General features: G+C 66.3%; 13 protein-coding genes and 1 pseudogene. 1 reads left to right on the top strand and 13 read right to left on the bottom strand.

Features of this window, described 5'->3' with window-relative positions:
- The 9 genes and pseudogenes from AC1Q5S_RS07960 to AC1Q5S_RS07920 all read right to left on the bottom strand — a co-directional run.
- Positions 1-95: pseudogene (locus AC1Q5S_RS07960) on the bottom strand (electron transfer flavoprotein subunit beta/FixA family protein); the annotation flags it as partial.
- A 60-nt stretch (positions 96-155) separates the two neighbouring features.
- Positions 156-1169: a Bug family tripartite tricarboxylate transporter substrate binding protein gene (locus AC1Q5S_RS07955; RefSeq protein ID WP_422204840.1), complete on the bottom strand. Its 1014-nt coding sequence runs from the start codon at positions 1167-1169 to the stop codon at positions 156-158.
- A gap of 52 nt (positions 1170-1221) precedes the next feature.
- Positions 1222-2229 (bottom strand): Bug family tripartite tricarboxylate transporter substrate binding protein, encoded by a 1008-nt coding sequence (locus tag AC1Q5S_RS07950; protein ID WP_303834669.1) that lies wholly within the window; start codon positions 2227-2229, stop codon positions 1222-1224.
- Positions 2230-2297: 68 nt separating this feature from the next.
- On the bottom strand, positions 2298-3527 hold the full coding sequence (locus tag AC1Q5S_RS07945) for a CaiB/BaiF CoA transferase family protein (protein ID WP_422204838.1): 1230 nt from the start codon (positions 3525-3527) through the stop codon (positions 2298-2300).
- Between the two features lie 22 nt (positions 3528-3549).
- Positions 3550-4380 carry an oxepin-CoA hydrolase, alternative type gene (locus AC1Q5S_RS07940; RefSeq protein ID WP_303834673.1) on the bottom strand — a complete coding sequence of 277 codons (831 nt, stop codon included), beginning with the start codon at positions 4378-4380 and terminating at the stop codon, positions 3550-3552.
- A gap of 110 nt (positions 4381-4490) precedes the next feature.
- Complete coding sequence (locus AC1Q5S_RS07935) at positions 4491-5621, bottom strand: acyl-CoA dehydrogenase family protein (RefSeq protein ID WP_303834675.1); 1131 nt, start codon at positions 5619-5621, stop codon at positions 4491-4493.
- Positions 5622-5631: 10 nt separating this feature from the next.
- A complete protein-coding gene (locus AC1Q5S_RS07930) occupies positions 5632-6828 on the bottom strand; it encodes an acyl-CoA dehydrogenase family protein (protein WP_303834677.1) in 1197 nt (398 codons plus the stop codon).
- Between the two features lie 70 nt (positions 6829-6898).
- A complete protein-coding gene (locus AC1Q5S_RS07925) occupies positions 6899-8098 on the bottom strand; it encodes an acetyl-CoA C-acyltransferase (protein ID WP_422204834.1) in 1200 nt (399 codons plus the stop codon).
- 94 nt (positions 8099-8192) lie between these two features.
- Entirely contained in the window at positions 8193-10310 is a 2118-nt protein-coding gene (locus AC1Q5S_RS07920; RefSeq protein ID WP_422204832.1) for a 3-hydroxyacyl-CoA dehydrogenase NAD-binding domain-containing protein, read from the bottom strand.
- Between the two features lie 129 nt (positions 10311-10439).
- On the opposite strand from AC1Q5S_RS07920, the gene AC1Q5S_RS07915 reads away from it, so the two are divergent.
- Positions 10440-11363: a LysR family transcriptional regulator gene (locus AC1Q5S_RS07915; protein WP_303834683.1), complete on the top strand. Its 924-nt coding sequence runs from the start codon at positions 10440-10442 to the stop codon at positions 11361-11363.
- Between the two features lie 112 nt (positions 11364-11475).
- Here AC1Q5S_RS07915 and AC1Q5S_RS07910 read toward each other — a convergent pair whose 3' ends face one another.
- The 4 genes from AC1Q5S_RS07910 to AC1Q5S_RS07895 all read right to left on the bottom strand — a co-directional run bounded on the left by AC1Q5S_RS07910 (position 11476) and on the right by AC1Q5S_RS07895 (position 16068).
- A complete protein-coding gene (locus tag AC1Q5S_RS07910) occupies positions 11476-12489 on the bottom strand; it encodes an ABC transporter ATP-binding protein (RefSeq protein ID WP_303834685.1) in 1014 nt (337 codons plus the stop codon).
- Entirely contained in the window at positions 12486-13457 is a 972-nt protein-coding gene (locus AC1Q5S_RS07905) for an ABC transporter ATP-binding protein (protein WP_303834687.1), read from the bottom strand. Before AC1Q5S_RS07905 ends, AC1Q5S_RS07910 begins: the two co-directional genes overlap by 4 nt.
- Before the next feature lie 36 nt (positions 13458-13493).
- Positions 13494-14405 (bottom strand): ABC transporter permease, encoded by a 912-nt coding sequence (locus AC1Q5S_RS07900; RefSeq protein ID WP_303834689.1) that lies wholly within the window; start codon positions 14403-14405, stop codon positions 13494-13496.
- 85 nt (positions 14406-14490) lie between these two features.
- Positions 14491-16068 carry an ABC transporter substrate-binding protein gene (locus AC1Q5S_RS07895; RefSeq protein WP_303834691.1) on the bottom strand — a complete coding sequence of 526 codons (1578 nt, stop codon included), beginning with the start codon at positions 16066-16068 and terminating at the stop codon, positions 14491-14493.
- Positions 16069-16157: the final 89 nt, after the last annotated feature.

Raw genomic sequence — 16157 nt, 5'->3', positions numbered from 1 at the left:
TTCACGTTGGCAATGTCTACGCCCGTGCCGTCCGATTTGACGCGGACTTTCACGTTGTAGTCCACCACGCGTTTGACTGGGACGAGGATTTTCATCAGAAGGTTTCCTTGTGGATTGGAGAAATAAATGCGGATATGCGCGCCGGCATGGTGGCGTTACTCGGGGGCAATTCCCTTGTCGCGGATCAGCTGGCCCCAGCGGGTGTAGTCCTGCTGCACGCGCTGGCCCATTTGCGCCGAACTTTGGTAGTAGGCGATGGCGCCCGCGCCGCGCAACTTATCCTGGATGTCCTTGTCAGCCAGGATTTGCTGGACTTCACTCGCAATGCGGTCCACCACAGCCTTGGGCGTGCCCACAGGCGCCAGCAGGCCGCCCCAGGACACGGCGTCGTAGCCCTTGATGCCCTGCTCGGCAATGGTCTTCAGGTCGGGCAGCACAGTCACGCGCTGGGGCGATCCCACGGCGATGGCGCGCAGCTTGCCTGCCTGGATGTGCGGCAGCGCAGCCACCAGGTCGGCATACATCACGGGCACCTGGCCGCCGATGGTGTCGGTAATGGCGGGCACGCCACCCTTGTAGGGTACGTGCTGCATGTCAAAACCCGCCAACTGCTTGAGCAGTTCCATGCTCAGGTGGCCAAAACTTCCGACGCCCGAACTGGTGTAGTTGAGCGGCGTCTTTTGCGTCTTGGCGTAGGCGATCAGACCCTTGAGGTCGGTCACGTTGGGCAGCTGCTGGGGGTTGACCACCACCACGATGGGCAGGTCATACACCGTGGCCACGGGGGTGAAGTCTTTCACCGTGTCGTAGCCCGCGCTCTTGTAGAGGTGCGGCGCCAGCAGCGTAGGCGTGGCCAGCATCATCAGCGTGTAGCCATCGGCGGGGCTCTTCTTGACCTGGGCGGCGGCAATGGAGCCCGACGCGCCGGCCTTGTTCTCGATCACCACCGGCTGCTTGAGGCGCTCGGCCAGCTTCTGGCCGACGATGCGCGAAGCTGTGTCAGTAGGCCCGCCCGCTGGGAAGGGGACGATCAGCTTGATCATCTTGTCAGGCCAGGCGGCCTGCGCCATGGCGCCGCCGGCCATGCTGGCGAGCAGCGGCGCGGTAGCCAGCGCCAGCGCGGCGCGGCGGGTGAAACGGGTGAGCGATGGGGTGGGGGATGTGGACATATTGCCTCCTGATCAGTGGTTGGCGTGTGGGGGTGGTGTGTGAGGGGGAAGGTCAGTCGAGCCGTGCGCCGGCGGTTTCGACCAGTTGCTTCCAGATGGGCATGTCGCGCTGGTAGTTCTGCTGGAACTCCTGCGGGCTGTTCATCATAGGCGTGAAGCCTGCGGCGACTATGCGCTCGATCAACTTGGGGTCTTTGGCAATCTCGCGCAGGTGGGCATAAAGCTGGTCGATGACATCTTTGGGCGTGCCCGCCGGTGCGCCCATGGCCACCCAGCCGAAGATGGAGTAGGCGTCATCCTGCACGCCCTGCTCGAAAATGCTGGGCACCTTGGGCAGGATGTCCATCCGCTGCTTGCCGGTGACGCCAATGGCCTTGACGCGGCCCGAGTCGATGAACGGCTTGGTGTTGAGCGCGCTGGAAAAGCACAGCTGCAGCTGGCCGCCAATCAGCTCCTGGATCATGGGCGCCTCGCCCTTGTAGGCGACGTGAACCATGTCGGCGTCCATGGTCTTGCTCATGTAGGCACCGGCCAGGTGGGCATACGAACCCGTGCCCCAGGAACCATACGAGAGCTTGCTCTTGTTGGCCTTGGCGTAGGCCAGCAGCTCTTTCATGTTGTTGGCGGGCACCGAAGGGTGCACCACCAGCGTCACGGGCGCAGCGGCCACCTGGGTCAGCAGCACAAAGTCTTTTTGCGGGCTGTAGGGCAGCTTGGTGTACAGAAACTGGTTGATCAGCATGGAGGTGCTGAGCGACAGCAGCAGCGTGTGGCCGTCGGCAGGGGCCTTGGCCACGGCGTCGGTACCCAGAATGCCCGCGGCGCCGCCCTTGTTGTCCACCACCACGGGCTGGCCGATGCGCTTGGACAGGGCTTCGCCCACGGTGCGGGCGATGATGTCGGTGGCGCCACCCGCATTGAAGGGCACCACCAGCCGGATCGCCTTGGAGGGCCACGCGACCTTGCCCGTTTGCGCCAGCGCCGTGCCCAGCAGGCTGCTGCCCCCCAGGGCGGCCATGCCTTGCAGCAGGCCGCGGCGGTTGGGTTGCGAAAAGCGCATATCCATCTCCTTCTACAAAACAGACTCTCGCCAATCCCTGGAAAGAGTCCGAAGCACTCATTTTTGAATTAATCCAGCGGCGGCAGCGTCAGCACGCCCTTGTCGCGCAGGGCCTGCAGTTCGCTCTCGGGCAGTTGCAGCAGCTGCTGCAGCACCTCGCGCGTGCCCTCGCCCAGCGTGGGCGGGGCGTTGCGGATGGGCAGGCGCTGGCCGTCCATGCGATAGGGCGGCGCAAACACCGGCGTGGTGCCCACCACCGGGTGCGGCATGTCCTGCACCAGCCGGCCGCGGCGGGTGCGCTCGCTGGTCAGGGCTTCGTGCAGGCCTGCCACCTTGCCGCAGGGGATGCCCGCGGCGGTGAGGCGCTGCAGCAGCACTTCGCGCGGGAAGCTGGCAACCAGCTCCTTGAGCTTGGGCCCCAGCGCCAGGCGATTCTTGGCGCGCTCCACGTTGGTGGCAAAGCGCGGGTCTTCGACGATGTCGGGGCGCGCTATGACCTGGCGGCAGAACTTGTCAAACTGCGCGTTGTTGCCCACGGCGATGATCAGCGGGCCGTCGGCGGCCTCGTACATGCCGTAGGGCACGATGGACGGGTGGGCGTTGCCGTAACGCTCGGGGTCATGGCCCAGCTTGAGCGCGTCCAGCCCGTAGTAGCCGGTCACCATCAGGCCGCAGTCGTACAGCGCCATCTCGATATGGCGGCCCAGGCCGGTGCGCGTGCGCTGGAACAGCGCGGCCAGCACGGCCTGGGCCGCGTACATGCCCGTCATCAAATCGACCACGGCCACGCCGAACTTCAGCGGCGGCTGGTTCGCCTCGCCGTTGAGGGCCATCAGGCCCGCCTCGCCCTGGATCACCAGGTCGTAGCCGGGGCGCTTGGCCTCGGGGCCGGAGCTGTCGTAACCGGCCACCGAGCAGTAGATCAGGCCGGGCTTGAGGGCCTTGAGCTGCTCGTAGCCCAGGCCCAGCTTTTCCGCACCACCGGTCTTGAAGTTCTGGATCACCACATCGCACCGGGGCAGCAGGTCGTGGATGATTTTCACCCCCTCGGGCGTCTGCAGGTCGACGGTGATGGACCGCTTGCTGCGGTTCATGCTGTTGTAGTAGGTGGTTTCGGTCTTGCCGATGCGCAGGCCCCAGTCGCGCGTGTCGTCGCCGCGGCCGGGGTGTTCCACCTTGATGACGTCTGCGCCAAAGTCGGCCAGCACCATGCCGCACATGGGGCCTGCAAAAACGCGCGACAGATCCAGCACGCGCACGCCTTGCAGCGGCAGGTCTTGGGTCTTGGCTTCGGTCATGAAACGTCTCCTTGCAATGGTTTCAGCGGGGTGTGCGCAGCCGCGCAAAATCGGCGGTGCGCTTTTCCAGAAAGGCGCCTATGCCCTCGCGCGACTCTTCGGTCTCCTGCGACAGCGGCATGTACAGCGCCTCCAGATCGAGCTGCTGCTCCAGCGTGTTGCGCGGCGCCATGCGGCACAGGTGCTTGATGCGCGCGGTGGCCAGCTCGGGGCCTGCGGCAATCTGCTGCGCCAGGGCCAGCGCCGCCTGCAGCGCCTGGCCGGGTTCGGTGAGGCGGTTGACCACGCCCAGGTGGTGCATGCGCTCGCCGCTGACACGCTCACCCGTCAGGCACAGCTCGGTGAGCACCTGGCGCGACACAAACTCGGCCAGCAGCGCCGTGGCGCCACCGTCGGGCGTCAGGCCCACCTTGACATAGGCCACCGAGAACTGCGCATTCTTCGCCGCCACCAGCATGTCGCCGGCCAGCGCCAGCGACAGGCCTGCACCTGCGGCGGCGCCCTCCACGGCCATGATCACGGGCTTGGGGCAGTCGCGCAGGGCGCGCACCAGGTTGTGCAGAAGCTCCAGGCGCTGGCGGCGCTCGGCAATGGGCAGCTCGCGCCGGTGGACGAGCTGGCGCAGGTCGCCGCCGGAGCAGAAATGCCCGCCCTCGCCGGTCAACACCACGGCGCCTATGGCAGGGTCGCACGCCGCCGCGTGCAGCGCCTGCGTGAGTCCGGCATAGAAACCCGGCGTGAGCGCATTGCGCGCGCCGGGGTTGTTGTTGGACAGCACGAGCACCGCGCCATCGCGGCGGGTGAGCAGGGCGCTGTCCGGCGCGTTATCCAGGGCGTTGTCGGTCACGGGCATCTCCTATGCTATTCATTTTGTAGCTATTTGCGCTTTCTGCGAAAGGGCTTTGCGCTATTTTTATCTTGAACCCCCTCTTCAAACAAAGAGAGGGACTCAAGAAACCGGCCTCAGGCAGCCAGTGCCATCCAGCGCGCCAGGTGGTGGTCCATGTCGCCAAGCTGGTGATCGATCATCACCAGGCGCTTGGCGTAGTGGGCCAGCGGCAGCTCCCAGGTCACGCCGATGCCGCCGTGCAGCTGGATCGCCTCCTCGGCGATCAGCGTGCCGATCTTGCCCACGCTGTACTTGGCGGCAGACAAGACCTTTTCCCGCGCCACGCGGTCGGTGTCGTCCATGGCGGCGGCGGCGTTGATCACGGCCGAGCGCGCCTGCTCCACCTCCAGCAGCATGTCGGCCATGCGGTGCTGCAGGGCCTGGAAGCTGCCAATCGGCACGCCAAACTGCTTGCGCGTGCGCAGGTATTCCAGCGTGTCACCCTTGGCCTTGTCCATGGCGCCCAGGCTCTCGGCCGCCAGCGCCAGCAGGCCAAAACCGGTGATGCGCTCCAGCAGCGCGTGGCCCGCGCCCTCTGCACCCAGCAGCGCGTCTGCACCCACCTGCACGCCGCCCAGGACCAACTCGGCCGCGTGGCCGCCATCGATGCGGCCATAGCCGCGCGCCGTGATGCCCGGGGTGTTGCCCGGCACCAGGAACAGCGAGATGCCAGCCTCGTCGCCTACCGCGCCACTGGTGCGCGCGCTGACCAGCAGCAACTGCGCCTGGTCACCAAACAACACCACGGCCTTGGCGCCCTCCAGCACCCAGCCGTTGCCGTTCTTCCTGGCGGTGGTGGCAACGCGATTGAGCTCGTAGTGGTTGGCGGGCTCGTCGTGCGCCAGCGCGGCCAGCGTGGAGCCACCGATGATGCCTTCGAGCTGCGCCTTTTGCGCCTCGCTGCCCGCCTCGGTCAAGGCGCGGCCGACCAGCAGCGCGCCCAGCAGGGGCTCGGCCACCAGGTGGTTGCCCAGGGCCTCGAACACCAGGGCGATGTCAAGGCCTTGCCCGCCAAAGCCGCCCTGCTCTTCCGTGAACAGCGCGCCGATGGCGCCGATCTCGGCCAGCTTGGCGTAGGTTTCGGCGCTGTAGCCGGTGCTGCCATAGGCCGTGGTGTTGCGGTATTCGGCCGGGTATTGCTCGCTCAGGTAGCGGCCCAGGGCGTCCGCCAGCATGCGGCGGTCTTCATTGTGTTCAAAGTTCATGGCGATTCCTTCACAGCCCCAGGAGCATCTTGGAGATGATGTTGCGCTGGATTTCGTTGGAGCCGCCGAAGATCGACAGCTTGCGGTAGTTGAAGTAGGCGGCGGCGGCGGTGGCGGCCTCCTTGGGGCCTACGGGCGCATCCTGGTACTCGGCAAACTGCGCCTCTTCAATGTAGGGCAGCGCGTATGGCCCCATGGCGCGGCGCGTCAAAGACAGCAGCTCCTGGCGGATCACCGTGCCACGGATCTTGAGCATGGAGCTTTCGGCCCCCGGCACGCCACCGCCCTGCACCGACGCGATCACGCGCAGATTGGTCGTGGCCATGTTGTTCAGGTCGATCTCGACCTGCGCCATGCGCGTGGCGAACTGCGGGTCCTGGCTCAGCGGCTTGCCGTTGCGCTGCACGCGGCTGGCGATGGCCTTGAGCTTTTCCAGCCCGGCCATGGAGAAGCCCACACCGGCGATGCCCGTGCGCTCGTAGGTCAGCAGGTACTTGGCGTAGGTCCAGCCCTTGTTCTCCTCGCCCACCAGGTTCTCCAGGGGCACCTTCACGTCGGTCAGGAACACTTCGTTGACCTCGGCGTCGCCGTCCAGCGTGCGGATGGGGCGCACCTCCACGCCGGGCTGGTTCATGTCGATCAGCACAAAGCTGATGCCCGACTGGGCCTTGGCCTGCTTGTCGGTGCGCACCAGGCAGAACATCATGTTGGCGTGCTGGCCCTGGGTGGTCCAGGTCTTCTGGCCGTTGACGATGTAATGGTCGCCCGCGCGCACCGCCGTGGTCTTGAGGCTGGCCAGGTCCGAGCCCGCGCCGGGCTCGGAATAGCCCTGGCACCACCAGTCATCGCCGTTCAGGATGCGCGGCAGCCAGTGCTTTTTCTGGGCCGCATTGCCAAACTTGATCAGCACCGGACCCAGCATGGACAGCCCAAAGGGCACCAGGCGCGGGGCGCCTGCCATGGCGCATTCATCGTCAAAGATGAACTTCTGGATGGCCGACCAGCCCGTGCCGCCGTGCTCGGCTGGCCAGTGGTAGGCCAGCCAGCCCTTCTTGTTCAGGATGGCGTGCCAGCCCTCCTGGTCGGCGCGCGTCAGGCGTTGGCCGGCCTTGACCTTGGTGGCCAATGCGGGCGGCAGGTGGTCTGTGAGAAACGAGCGCACCGCGACGCGGAACGCCTCTTCTTCGGGAGTGAATTGCAAATCCATTTCTTGCCTCTGGTCGGTTGGGGACAGCGCAAAAATTGCGGCGCAATTTTGGGGTCTGTCCCGCAAGGTTTTAGAAAATCTCGAACAAACCGGCCGCGCCCATGCCGCCGCCGATGCACATGGTGACCACGCCCCACTTGACCTGCTCGCCGCGCGCCTTGCGGCGCTGGCCTTCCAGCAGGATGTGGCCTGTCAGGCGCGCGCCCGTCATGCCGAAGGGGTGACCAATGGAGATGGCGCCGCCGTTGACGTTCAGGCGATCCATGGGAATGTCCAGCCTGCGCTGGCAGTACAGCGCCTGCGAGGCAAACGCCTCGTTCAGCTCCCACAGGTCGATGTCCTGCACCGTCAGGCCCGCGCGCTCCAGCAGGCGCGGCACGGCGAACACCGGGCCAATGCCCATCTCGTCGGGCTCGCAGCCCGCGATGGCAAAGCCGCGGAAGGCGCCCAGTGGTTGCAGGCCGCGGCGCTCGGCCTCGGCGGCCTCCATCATCACGCAGGCGGCCGCGCCATCCGACAGCTGCGAGGCGTTGCCCGCGGTGACGAACTTGCCCGCACCCTTCACGGGCTCCAGCTTGGCCAGGCCGGCCAAGGTGGTGCCCGGGCGGTTGCAGTTGTCCATCCTGGCGACCACCTCGCGGTGGGTCACCTCGCCGGTTTCCTTGTTCTTCTCGGCCATGGTGGTGGCGCAGGGCACGATCTCGTGATCGAACACGCCGCTCGCCTGGGCCGCCGCGGTGCGCTGCTGGCTTTGCAGCGAGAACGCGTCCTGGTCCTCGCGCGTGATGCCGTAGCGCTGGGCCACCACGTCGGCGGTGTCGATCATCTCCATGAACAGCTCAGGCTTGTGCTCCACCAGCCAGGGGTCCAGGAGGGCGGCGCCGCTGCGGCCGGCGGGGTTCATGAGCGAGATGCTCTCCACGCCGCCGGCGACCATGGCCGGAACGCCCTCCAGCACGATGCGCCCCGCCGCCACGGCAATCGCCTGCAGGCCCGAGGAACAGAAGCGGTTGATCACCGTGCCGCCCACCGTCACCGGCAGGCCCGCGCGCAGCGCGGTCTGGCGGCCGATGTTGCGGCCCGTGGTGCCCTCGGGGTAGCCGCAGCCCCAGATCAGGTCCTCGATCAGGCCGGGCTCGATGCCGGCGCGCTCGACCGCGGCGCGCACCGCGTAGGCACCAAGCTGGGGGCCTGGGGTGGTGTTGAATTCACCGCGGTGCGACTTGGCCAGCGGCGTGCGGGCGGTGGAGACGATGACGGCTTGGCGCATGGGATGCTCCTTGGATGGGTTGTGTTTCTATTCAATCAATAGCTGCTTGCCACTTCCCCCCCCCTCCCGCCAGCGGGAGAGGGAGTGTGTGAAGTCAGCCGCGCTGGTTCAGGCTGGCGAAGTTGCTGCCCTCGGCCACCAGCTTCCTGAGCAAGACGGCGGGTTGCCAGAACTGCGCGTCTTCCTTGGCAAAAGCCTCTATGTCGGCCAGCACCTTGTCCAGGCCCTGCATGTCGGCCCATTGCATGGGGCCGCCGCGATAGCGCGGAAAGCCGTAGCCGGACAGGAAGGTCACGTCGATATCGAGCGGGCGCAGGGCGATGCCCTCCTCCAGCACCTTGGCGCCTTCGTTGACCATGGCCGCCATGTAGCGGCGCATGATCTCCTCGAGCGAGAAGTTGCGCGGCGTGATGCCTTTCTTGGCGCGCTCGGCGTCCACGATGGCCAGCACTTCGGGGTCTTGCTGGCCCACGCGCGCGCCTTCGGGGTACAGGTACCAGCCGCGGCCGGTCTTCTGACCGTACCAGCCGCGCTCGGCGATGCGGTCGGCAATTTCCACATAGCGCGCCTTGGGGTCGCGCGTGGCGGCCTTGCGCTTGCGCGTGGCCCAGCCGATGTCACCGCCAGCGAGGTCCGACACCTGGAACGGGCCCATGGGGTAGCCGAATTCGCGCACGGCAGCGTCGATCTCGTAGGGGCTGGCGCCGTCCTCCAGCACATGGTTGGCGGCGTCCCGGTACACAGCCAGGATGCGGTTGCCGATGAAGCCATCGCACACACCGGCGCGCACCGGCACTTTTTTGAGCTTCTTGGCCAGCTCGAAGGCGGTGGCAACCACGTCGGCGCTGACCTTGGCAGGCACCACGATTTCCAGCAGCTTCATGATGTTGGCCGGGCTGAAGAAGTGCAGGCCGATCACGTCCTGCGGGCGGCGGGTGGCGGCGGCGATGGCGTCGATGTCCAGGTACGAAGTATTGGTGGCCAGCACAGCGCCGGGTTTGCACACGCGGTCCAGCTCCTTGAAAACGGCTTTTTTGACTTCGAGGTCTTCAAACACGGCCTCGATCACCAAGTCCACATTCGCCAGATCGTCGTAGGAGGTGCTGCCGGTGTAGCGCGCCATGACGGCGGCCTTGGCCTCTTCGGCCATGCGGCCCTTGGCAACCAGGCCGGTGTACACCTTTTCCACATTGGCACGGCCCCGGGCGATGGAGTCGGCATCGCGCTCGACCATGGTCACGGGGTAGCCCGCATCCAGGGCCGAGACGGCAATGCCCGCGCCCATGGTGCCGCCGCCAATGATGCCAATGCGGGCGAACGCGCGCGGCGCGGCGGCCTGGGCCTCGGGCACCTTGACCACTTCGCGCTCGGCAAAAAAGGCATGGATCAGGCCGGCGCGCTGCGGGCTGTCCAGGCATTCCAGAAACAGGGCGCGCTCGCGGGCCATGCCTTCGTCAAACGGCAGTTGCACCGCCGCCTGTACGCATTCGATGATCTTGAGCGGCGAGAACAGGCCCCGGGTCTTTTTCGCCGTGTCGGCCTTCAGCGCCGCAAGCTCGGCCAGCGCGGCGGCCGGGTCGGCAATGGCGATATCGCGCGTGCGCCGCACGGGGGCGTTGCGCGCCAGCAGGCCGTTCAGGTAAGCCAGGCCGACGGCCAGGGCGTCATCGCCCTCGGCCAGTTGATCGACCAGGCCCGCCGCCAGCGCGGCCTTGGCCGACAGGTGCTGGCCGCTGAGCATCAGCTCGGTGGCGGCTTTCACGCCCATCAGGCGCGGCGCGCGCTGCGTGCCACCCGCGCCGGGCAGCAGGCCCAGCGTCACTTCGGGCAGGCCCAGTTTGGCAGCGGGCAAGGCCAGGCGGTAGTGGGCCGACAGCGCCACTTCCAGGCCACCCCCCAGGGCTGCGCCATGCAGCACCGCGACCACCTGCTTGGTGCAGTCTTCGATGCTGCGGCACACCTCGGGCAGCGACGGCGGCATGGCGGGTTTGCCAAATTCGCGGATGTCGGCTCCCGCGATGAAGGCCTTGCCCGCGCCCACCAGCAGCACGCCAGCGACCGCATCGTCGGTCTGCGCGGCCGCCATGGCGGCGGCGAGGCCCTGGCGCACGGCCACGCCCAGCGCGTTGACCGGCGGGTTATTCACCGTCACGGCCAGAATGGAACCCACGCGGGCGGTGGTGACAACGGAATCGGGGGTGGCTGCGCCCATGCGGGAGTCTCCTGGTGGTTGGGAAAGAGCCCGCTATTGTTGATGCGCCAAACAATCTTGACAATTACATTAACGATTGACAGACTGTCAAATAATCTTTGACATAGGCCGCTTTTCAAGCGTTCCACCATGGAAATCACCTCCCTGACCGTGCTGGTAGACATTCTGGATGCGGGCAACCTCAGCCAGGCGGCGCGCAACCTGAAGATGTCGCGTGCCAATGTGAGCTACCACCTGAGCCAGCTCGAAAAATCGGTGGGCGTGCAGCTGGTACGCCGCAGCACGCGCCGGGTCGAGCCCACCGAGGTGGGTCTGCGCCTGTACCAGCATGGCCGCACCATCCAGAACGAAATGCTGGCCGCGCGCGAAACCATTGCCACGCTGGGCCAGGGCCTGCAGGGCCGCGTGGGCCTGAGCGTGCCCAGCGGCTACGGGCAGATGGTGATGTCGGACTGGCTGATCGACTTCAAGCGCCTGTACCCCGGCATCGTGCTCGATGTGCGCTTTGAAAACCGGGTGGACGATCTGATCCGCGACGAGGTGGATATCGCCATCCGCGTCATGCCCGAACCCCCGCCCACGCTGGTGGCACGCGACATGGGCGCAGTACGCTACATCGCCTGCGCCTCGCGCGGCTACGCCCTGGCGCACGGCCTGCCCACGGGGCCGGAGGCGCTGCGCACCGCACCACTGATCACGGCCGGCGTCGTGGGGCGCCAGCTGCGCCTGCACGCCTACCAGGGCGAGCGGCGCGAAGAGGTGACGCTGGAGCCGACGCTGATTTCCGAGCACTTTCCGTTCCTGCGCCAGGGCATTCTGGCCGGGCTGGGCGTGGGGCTGGTGCCCGACTATGTGGTGGAGGACGCCGTGGCCAGCGGCGAGGTGCTGACCACCCTGAACGATTGGCGCCTGAGCATCTTTGGCACGCAGATGTTCATGCTCTACATGCCCGACCGCCACCAGACGCGAGCAGTGCGCACCTGCATCGACTACCTGCTGGGCCGCGCCCTGCCAGCAGCCAATCCACCGGCGCCGGGCCTGCCAGCACCGTGACCCCGCTGGTACGGGGTAGTCGCGCATTTCGCGCATGAAAACGCATCAAATCAGCCGATAGAACCTATCTATAAAGCGCGAAAAGCGCCCATTTCAGGAGCAATCCTTCCCATCAGATCCGCCCCTCCTGCACCGCATGGCAGGCGATGCGGATGCCACCCAGGACCAGCAACTGGGGCCGCTCGGCGCGGCAGCGCTCGTTCGCATGCGGGCAGCGCGGGTTGAACGCGCAGCCGGACGGCGGGTTCAGCGGGTTGGGCACTTCGCCCTGCACGGGGTTGCGCGCCTTGCCAGTGTCGTGCATCTTGGGGATGGCATCGAGCAGCATGCGCGTGTAGGGGTGGCGCGGCGTATCGAACAGGGTGTGTTTGTCGGCCAGCTCCACCAGGCGGCCCAGGTACATCACGCCCACCTGGTCGCTCACATGCCGCACCACGGCCAGGTTGTGGCTGATGAACAGGTACGTCAGGTGCCGCTGGCGCTGCAGGTCTTTCATGATGTTGAGCACCTGCGCCTGCACCGACACATCGAGCGCGCTGGTGGGCTCGTCGCAGACCAGAAATTCGGGCTCGGTGGCCAGGGCGCGCGCAATCGAGATGCGCTGGCGCTGGCCGCCCGAGAACTGGTGCGGGTACTTCACCATGTCGAGTGGCGACAGGCCCACCGATTGCAGCAGCTCGCCCACCCGTTGCTGGAGCTCGGCCTTGTCGGTGATGAAGCCATGCTCGCGCAGCGGCTCAGCCACGATGTCTTCCACCAGCCAGCGCGGGTTCAGGCTGGCATAGGGGTCCTGGAAGATCATCTGGATGCGCCGGCGCATGGGCTTGGCGTTGCCGCTCTTGAAGGCGGCATGGGCATCCTGCCCGTCAAAGGTGAGGCCACCGCGCGTGGGCTCGTACAGGCCCACGAGCAGGCGCGCCACGGTGCTCTTGCCGCAGCCCGATTCGCCCACCAGGGCCAGGGTCTTGCCCTTTTCGATCTCGAAGCTCACGCCGTCCACGGCGTGCAGTAGCGTGCGCGGCTTGCCTTCGAGCACGCGGTTGAGCCAGGGCGCCGAAACATCGAAGGTCTTGGCCAGGTCGTGCGCCTGCACCAGGGGCGTGCTGGCCGGTGTCGTTGCATTCATGCGGCCACCTCCGGGGCGTGCAGCCAGCAGGCCGCGCGGGTGGCGCCCGCGGGTAGCAGCTCGGGGCGCTCGGCGGTACAGCGGTCAAAGCGGTGCGGACAGCGCGGGTTGAAGGCGCAGCCCGGCGGAATGGCGTTCAGGCGGGGCATGGCACCGTCGATCTGGTTCAGGCGCTCGCGGTCCTGCGCCATGTCGGGAATGGAGGCCATGAGGCCGGCGGTATAGGGGTGGGCGGGGTGGTTGATGACCTCGTGCACCGGACCGATCTCGACCACGCGCCCGGCGTACAGCACCGCCACGCGGTCGCAGGTTTCGGCGATCACGCCCATGTCGTGGGTGATCAGCATCACGGCTGCGCCGCGCGAATGGCAGATGTTCTTGAGCAGCGTGATGATCTGCGCCTGGATGGACACATCGAGCGCCGTGGTGGGCTCGTCGGCCACGATGAGCTGGGGCTCGGCCGCCAGCGCCAGGGCAATCACCACGCGCTGGCGCATGCCCCCCGAAAACTGGTGCGGGTAATGGTCGATGCGCTGCTCGGCCGCCGGAATGCCGGTGTCCTGCAGCAGGGCAATGGCGCGCCGCCGGGCTTCGGCGGCATTCACCGGCAGATGCGCCTGGATGGTTTCGGTGAGCTGCCGGCCCACGGTGTAAAGCGGGTTCAGCGAGGTCAACGGATCCTGGAAGATCGCGCCAATGCGCCGGCCCCGGATGTGCCGCATCTGCGCTTCGCCCAGCTGGTCGATGCGCTGGCCTTCCAGCAGAATCTGGCCCGAGGCCACGCGCCCCGGCGATTCGAGCAGACCAATGATGGCGGCGCCCGTGAGCGACTTGCCCGCCCCCGACTCGCCCACCACGCCCAGGATCTCGCCGGGGGCGATGGAAAACGAAATGTCATCGAGGGCGCGCAGCGTGCCGCGCCGGCCCGGAAATTCGACGACGAGGTTTTTGACTTCGAGGAGAGACATGAAAGGGCGGCCTGCTTCGGAGAGGTGGTTGCGCTTTCAGCGCAGCCGTGGATTGAGCGCGTCGCGCAGCCAGTCGCCCAGCAGGTTCACCGACAGCGCGATCAGCACCAGCATCAGCCCCGGGAACACGGTGATCCACCACTCCCCCGAGAACAGGTAGTCATTGCCCACGCGGATCAGCGTGCCCAGCGAGGGCGAGGTGGGCGGCGCCCCCACGCCCAGAAACGACAGCGTGGCCTCGGTGATGATGGCCGTGGCCACCTGGATGGTGGCCAGCACCATCACCGGGCCCATCACATTGGGCAGCACATGCTTGCGCATGATGCGCAGCGGGGGCACACCGGTCACGCGCGCGGCCTGCACATATTCCTTGTTGCGCTCGACCAGGGTGGAGCCGCGCACCGTGCGCGCATATTGCACCCAGCCCGTCAACGAGATCGAGAAAATCAGCACGCCAAAAGCCAGCGATTCGTGCGCATTGGGAAACAGCGCCCGGCCCACACCAGCGATCAGCAGGGCCACCAAAATGGCAGGAAACGACAGCATCACGTCGCACAGGCGCATCAGCACGGCGTCGATCCAGCCGCCCCGAAAACCGGCCAGCAGGCCCAGCGCCACGCCCACCACCACCGACAGCAGCACCGACGCCAGCCCCACCACCAGCGAAATGCGGGCGCCATAGATCAGGGCCGAGAGGATGTCGCGCCCCTGGTCGTCGGTGCCCAGCAGGTATTTGCGCGAACCCTCGGCGCTCCAGGCCGGGGGCAGGCGCGCATCGCTGAGTTCGAGTGTGGACAAATCGAACGGGTTGTGCGGCGCCACCCAGCCCGCAGCCAGCGCGCAGAACACGCACACCACGGCAATCGCGGCCGCCACCATGGCCATGGGCGAGGTGCGAAAGCTGTATCCAACATCGCTGTCGAGCCAGCGCGCAAGGGTTTTTGTCATCGGAGGCAACCAGAAACAGGCGGCAAGGCCCGGCGCGCCGTGCGGCCCCGCCTTGCAGCCCCTTGGGAAGGTGGTGGGTGGCAGATCAGTTCTTGCTCATCCACTTGTAGAGCATGTAGTTGTCCGCCAGCTGCACGAGCTTGACCTTCTTGCTCACGCCCCAGGCCAGGGCCTGCTGGTGCAGCGGCAGGTGCCCCACGTCGGCCGCATGCAGATCAAACGCCTCCTTGATCATGGCGTTGCGTTGGACCTTGTCGGTCTCGGCCTGGATCTTTCGGGTCAGCTCGTCCACCTTGGGGTTGCAATAGGCGCCCAGGTTGAACTGGCCCGCGCCCTTGTCGTCCACGCAGGCCATCAGGGCATTGAGCGCGTTGTGCGCGTCGTAGGTCGAAGGCGTCCAGCCCAGCATGTAAAAGCCGGTGTCGCGGCGCAGGATCTTGGGGAAATAGGTGCCCTTGGTCTCGGCCTGCAGGTTGATCTTGACATTGATGCGCGCCAGGTTGGCCGCCACCGCCTGGCAGATGCGGCCATCGTTCACATAGCGGTCGTTCGGGCAGTTCATGGCCACCTCGAAGCCACTGGCATAGCCGGCTTCGGCCATGAGCTTCCTGGCAGCTTCCACGTCATACGGCAGGCGCTTGGCATCGGGCTGGAAGCCGTTGATGCCCGGGCCCACCATCAGCGCGGACGGGTTGGAGGCGCCACGCATCACGGTTTTCTTGATGCCCTCGATGTCGATGGCCTGGTAGAAGGCCTGGCGCACGCGCTTGTCCTTGAACGGGTTCTTGCCCTTCACGTTCGAATACAGCAGCTCGTCGCGTTTCTGGTCCATGCCCAGGAAAATGGTGCGCAGCTCGGGGCCGGTGATGGCCCGGGTGTTGGCGCCGCTGTTCACGCGTTCGATGTCCTGCACCGGCACGGGCTCCATCACATCCACCTCGCCCGACAGCAGGGCTGCCACGCGGGTGGCGTCGTTGCCGATGGGGGTGAAGATGACTTCGGTCGCGTTGCCCTCGATCTTGCCCCAGTAGGAACCATTGCGCGTGAACACCGTGCGCACGTTGGGCTGGCGCTCGCGCAAGCGGAACGGCCCCGTGCCGTTGGCGCGGAACGACGCGGCGTTCTCGATGCCCTTGCGGCGGTCCACCGGCGTCAGGGCCTGGTTGGTCTCGCACCATTTCTTGCTCATCATGGCCACTTGCGAGACCACATCCGGAAGAATGGGGAAAGGCGTCTTGGTCTCGATCTCGACCAGAAAGTCGTTGATCTTGCGCACTTGCTTGAAGTCGTTGGTGTAGCTCTTCATGTCCGAGCCATCGGCCTGCGTGCGCGCAAAGCTGAACAGCACATCGTCGGCGGTGAACGGGGTGCCGTCATGGAATTGCACCCCCCTGCGCAACTCGAACTGCCACACGGTGGGCGAGGTCTGCTTCCATGCCGTGGCCAGCGCGGGCGCCAGGCTCAGGTCCTTGTTGCGCCCCACCAGCGGTTCGTACACATTGCTGGTCGTGCTCAGCTGCAGCGACTCGTTGAGCGAATGCGGGTCCATCGAGAGCGCATCGCCCTGGTTGGCAATCCGGATCGTCTGGGCATTTGCTACCAGACTAGTAGCTGCCAGCGCAGACAGTACAAGGGCCAAGGCTGTTTTCTTCTGAAATTTCATGCGAATCTCCTGTGGATGGACGGGAACAAGAACTCAGGCGGTCAACCGGAACGCAGCGGGGAATCAGAGGCTGAGAGTTTTTTGCCCGT

The sequence above is a fragment of the Acidovorax sp. GW835-FHT14B10 genome (assembly GCF_058793725.1).
The sequence above is the reverse complement of the archived record's forward strand: the minus strand, read 5'-3'. Positions and strand labels throughout refer to the sequence as shown.

Coding starts and splice junctions, on each gene's coding strand:
- AC1Q5S_RS07935 (WP_303834675.1), bottom strand. CDS start 5,621: ATGAACTTTGAACACAATGAAGACCGCCGCATGCTGGCGGACGCCCTG.
- AC1Q5S_RS07920 (WP_422204832.1), bottom strand. CDS start 10,310: ATGGGCGCAGCCACCCCCGATTCCGTTGTCACCACCGCCCGCGTGGGT.
- AC1Q5S_RS07900 (WP_303834689.1), bottom strand. CDS start 14,405: ATGACAAAAACCCTTGCGCGCTGGCTCGACAGCGATGTTGGATACAGC.
- AC1Q5S_RS07895 (WP_303834691.1), bottom strand. CDS start 16,068: ATGAAATTTCAGAAGAAAACAGCCTTGGCCCTTGTACTGTCTGCGCTG.
- AC1Q5S_RS07910 (WP_303834685.1), bottom strand. CDS start 12,489: ATGAATGCAACGACACCGGCCAGCACGCCCCTGGTGCAGGCGCACGAC.
- AC1Q5S_RS07940 (WP_303834673.1), bottom strand. CDS start 4,380: ATGCCCGTGACCGACAACGCCCTGGATAACGCGCCGGACAGCGCCCTG.
- AC1Q5S_RS07925 (WP_422204834.1), bottom strand. CDS start 8,098: ATGCGCCAAGCCGTCATCGTCTCCACCGCCCGCACGCCGCTGGCCAAG.
- AC1Q5S_RS07955 (WP_422204840.1), bottom strand. CDS start 1,169: ATGTCCACATCCCCCACCCCATCGCTCACCCGTTTCACCCGCCGCGCC.
- AC1Q5S_RS07905 (WP_303834687.1), bottom strand. CDS start 13,457: ATGTCTCTCCTCGAAGTCAAAAACCTCGTCGTCGAATTTCCGGGCCGG.
- AC1Q5S_RS07945 (WP_422204838.1), bottom strand. CDS start 3,527: ATGACCGAAGCCAAGACCCAAGACCTGCCGCTGCAAGGCGTGCGCGTG.
- AC1Q5S_RS07930 (WP_303834677.1), bottom strand. CDS start 6,828: ATGGATTTGCAATTCACTCCCGAAGAAGAGGCGTTCCGCGTCGCGGTG.
- AC1Q5S_RS07915 (WP_303834683.1), top strand. CDS start 10,440: ATGGAAATCACCTCCCTGACCGTGCTGGTAGACATTCTGGATGCGGGC.
- AC1Q5S_RS07950 (WP_303834669.1), bottom strand. CDS start 2,229: ATGCGCTTTTCGCAACCCAACCGCCGCGGCCTGCTGCAAGGCATGGCC.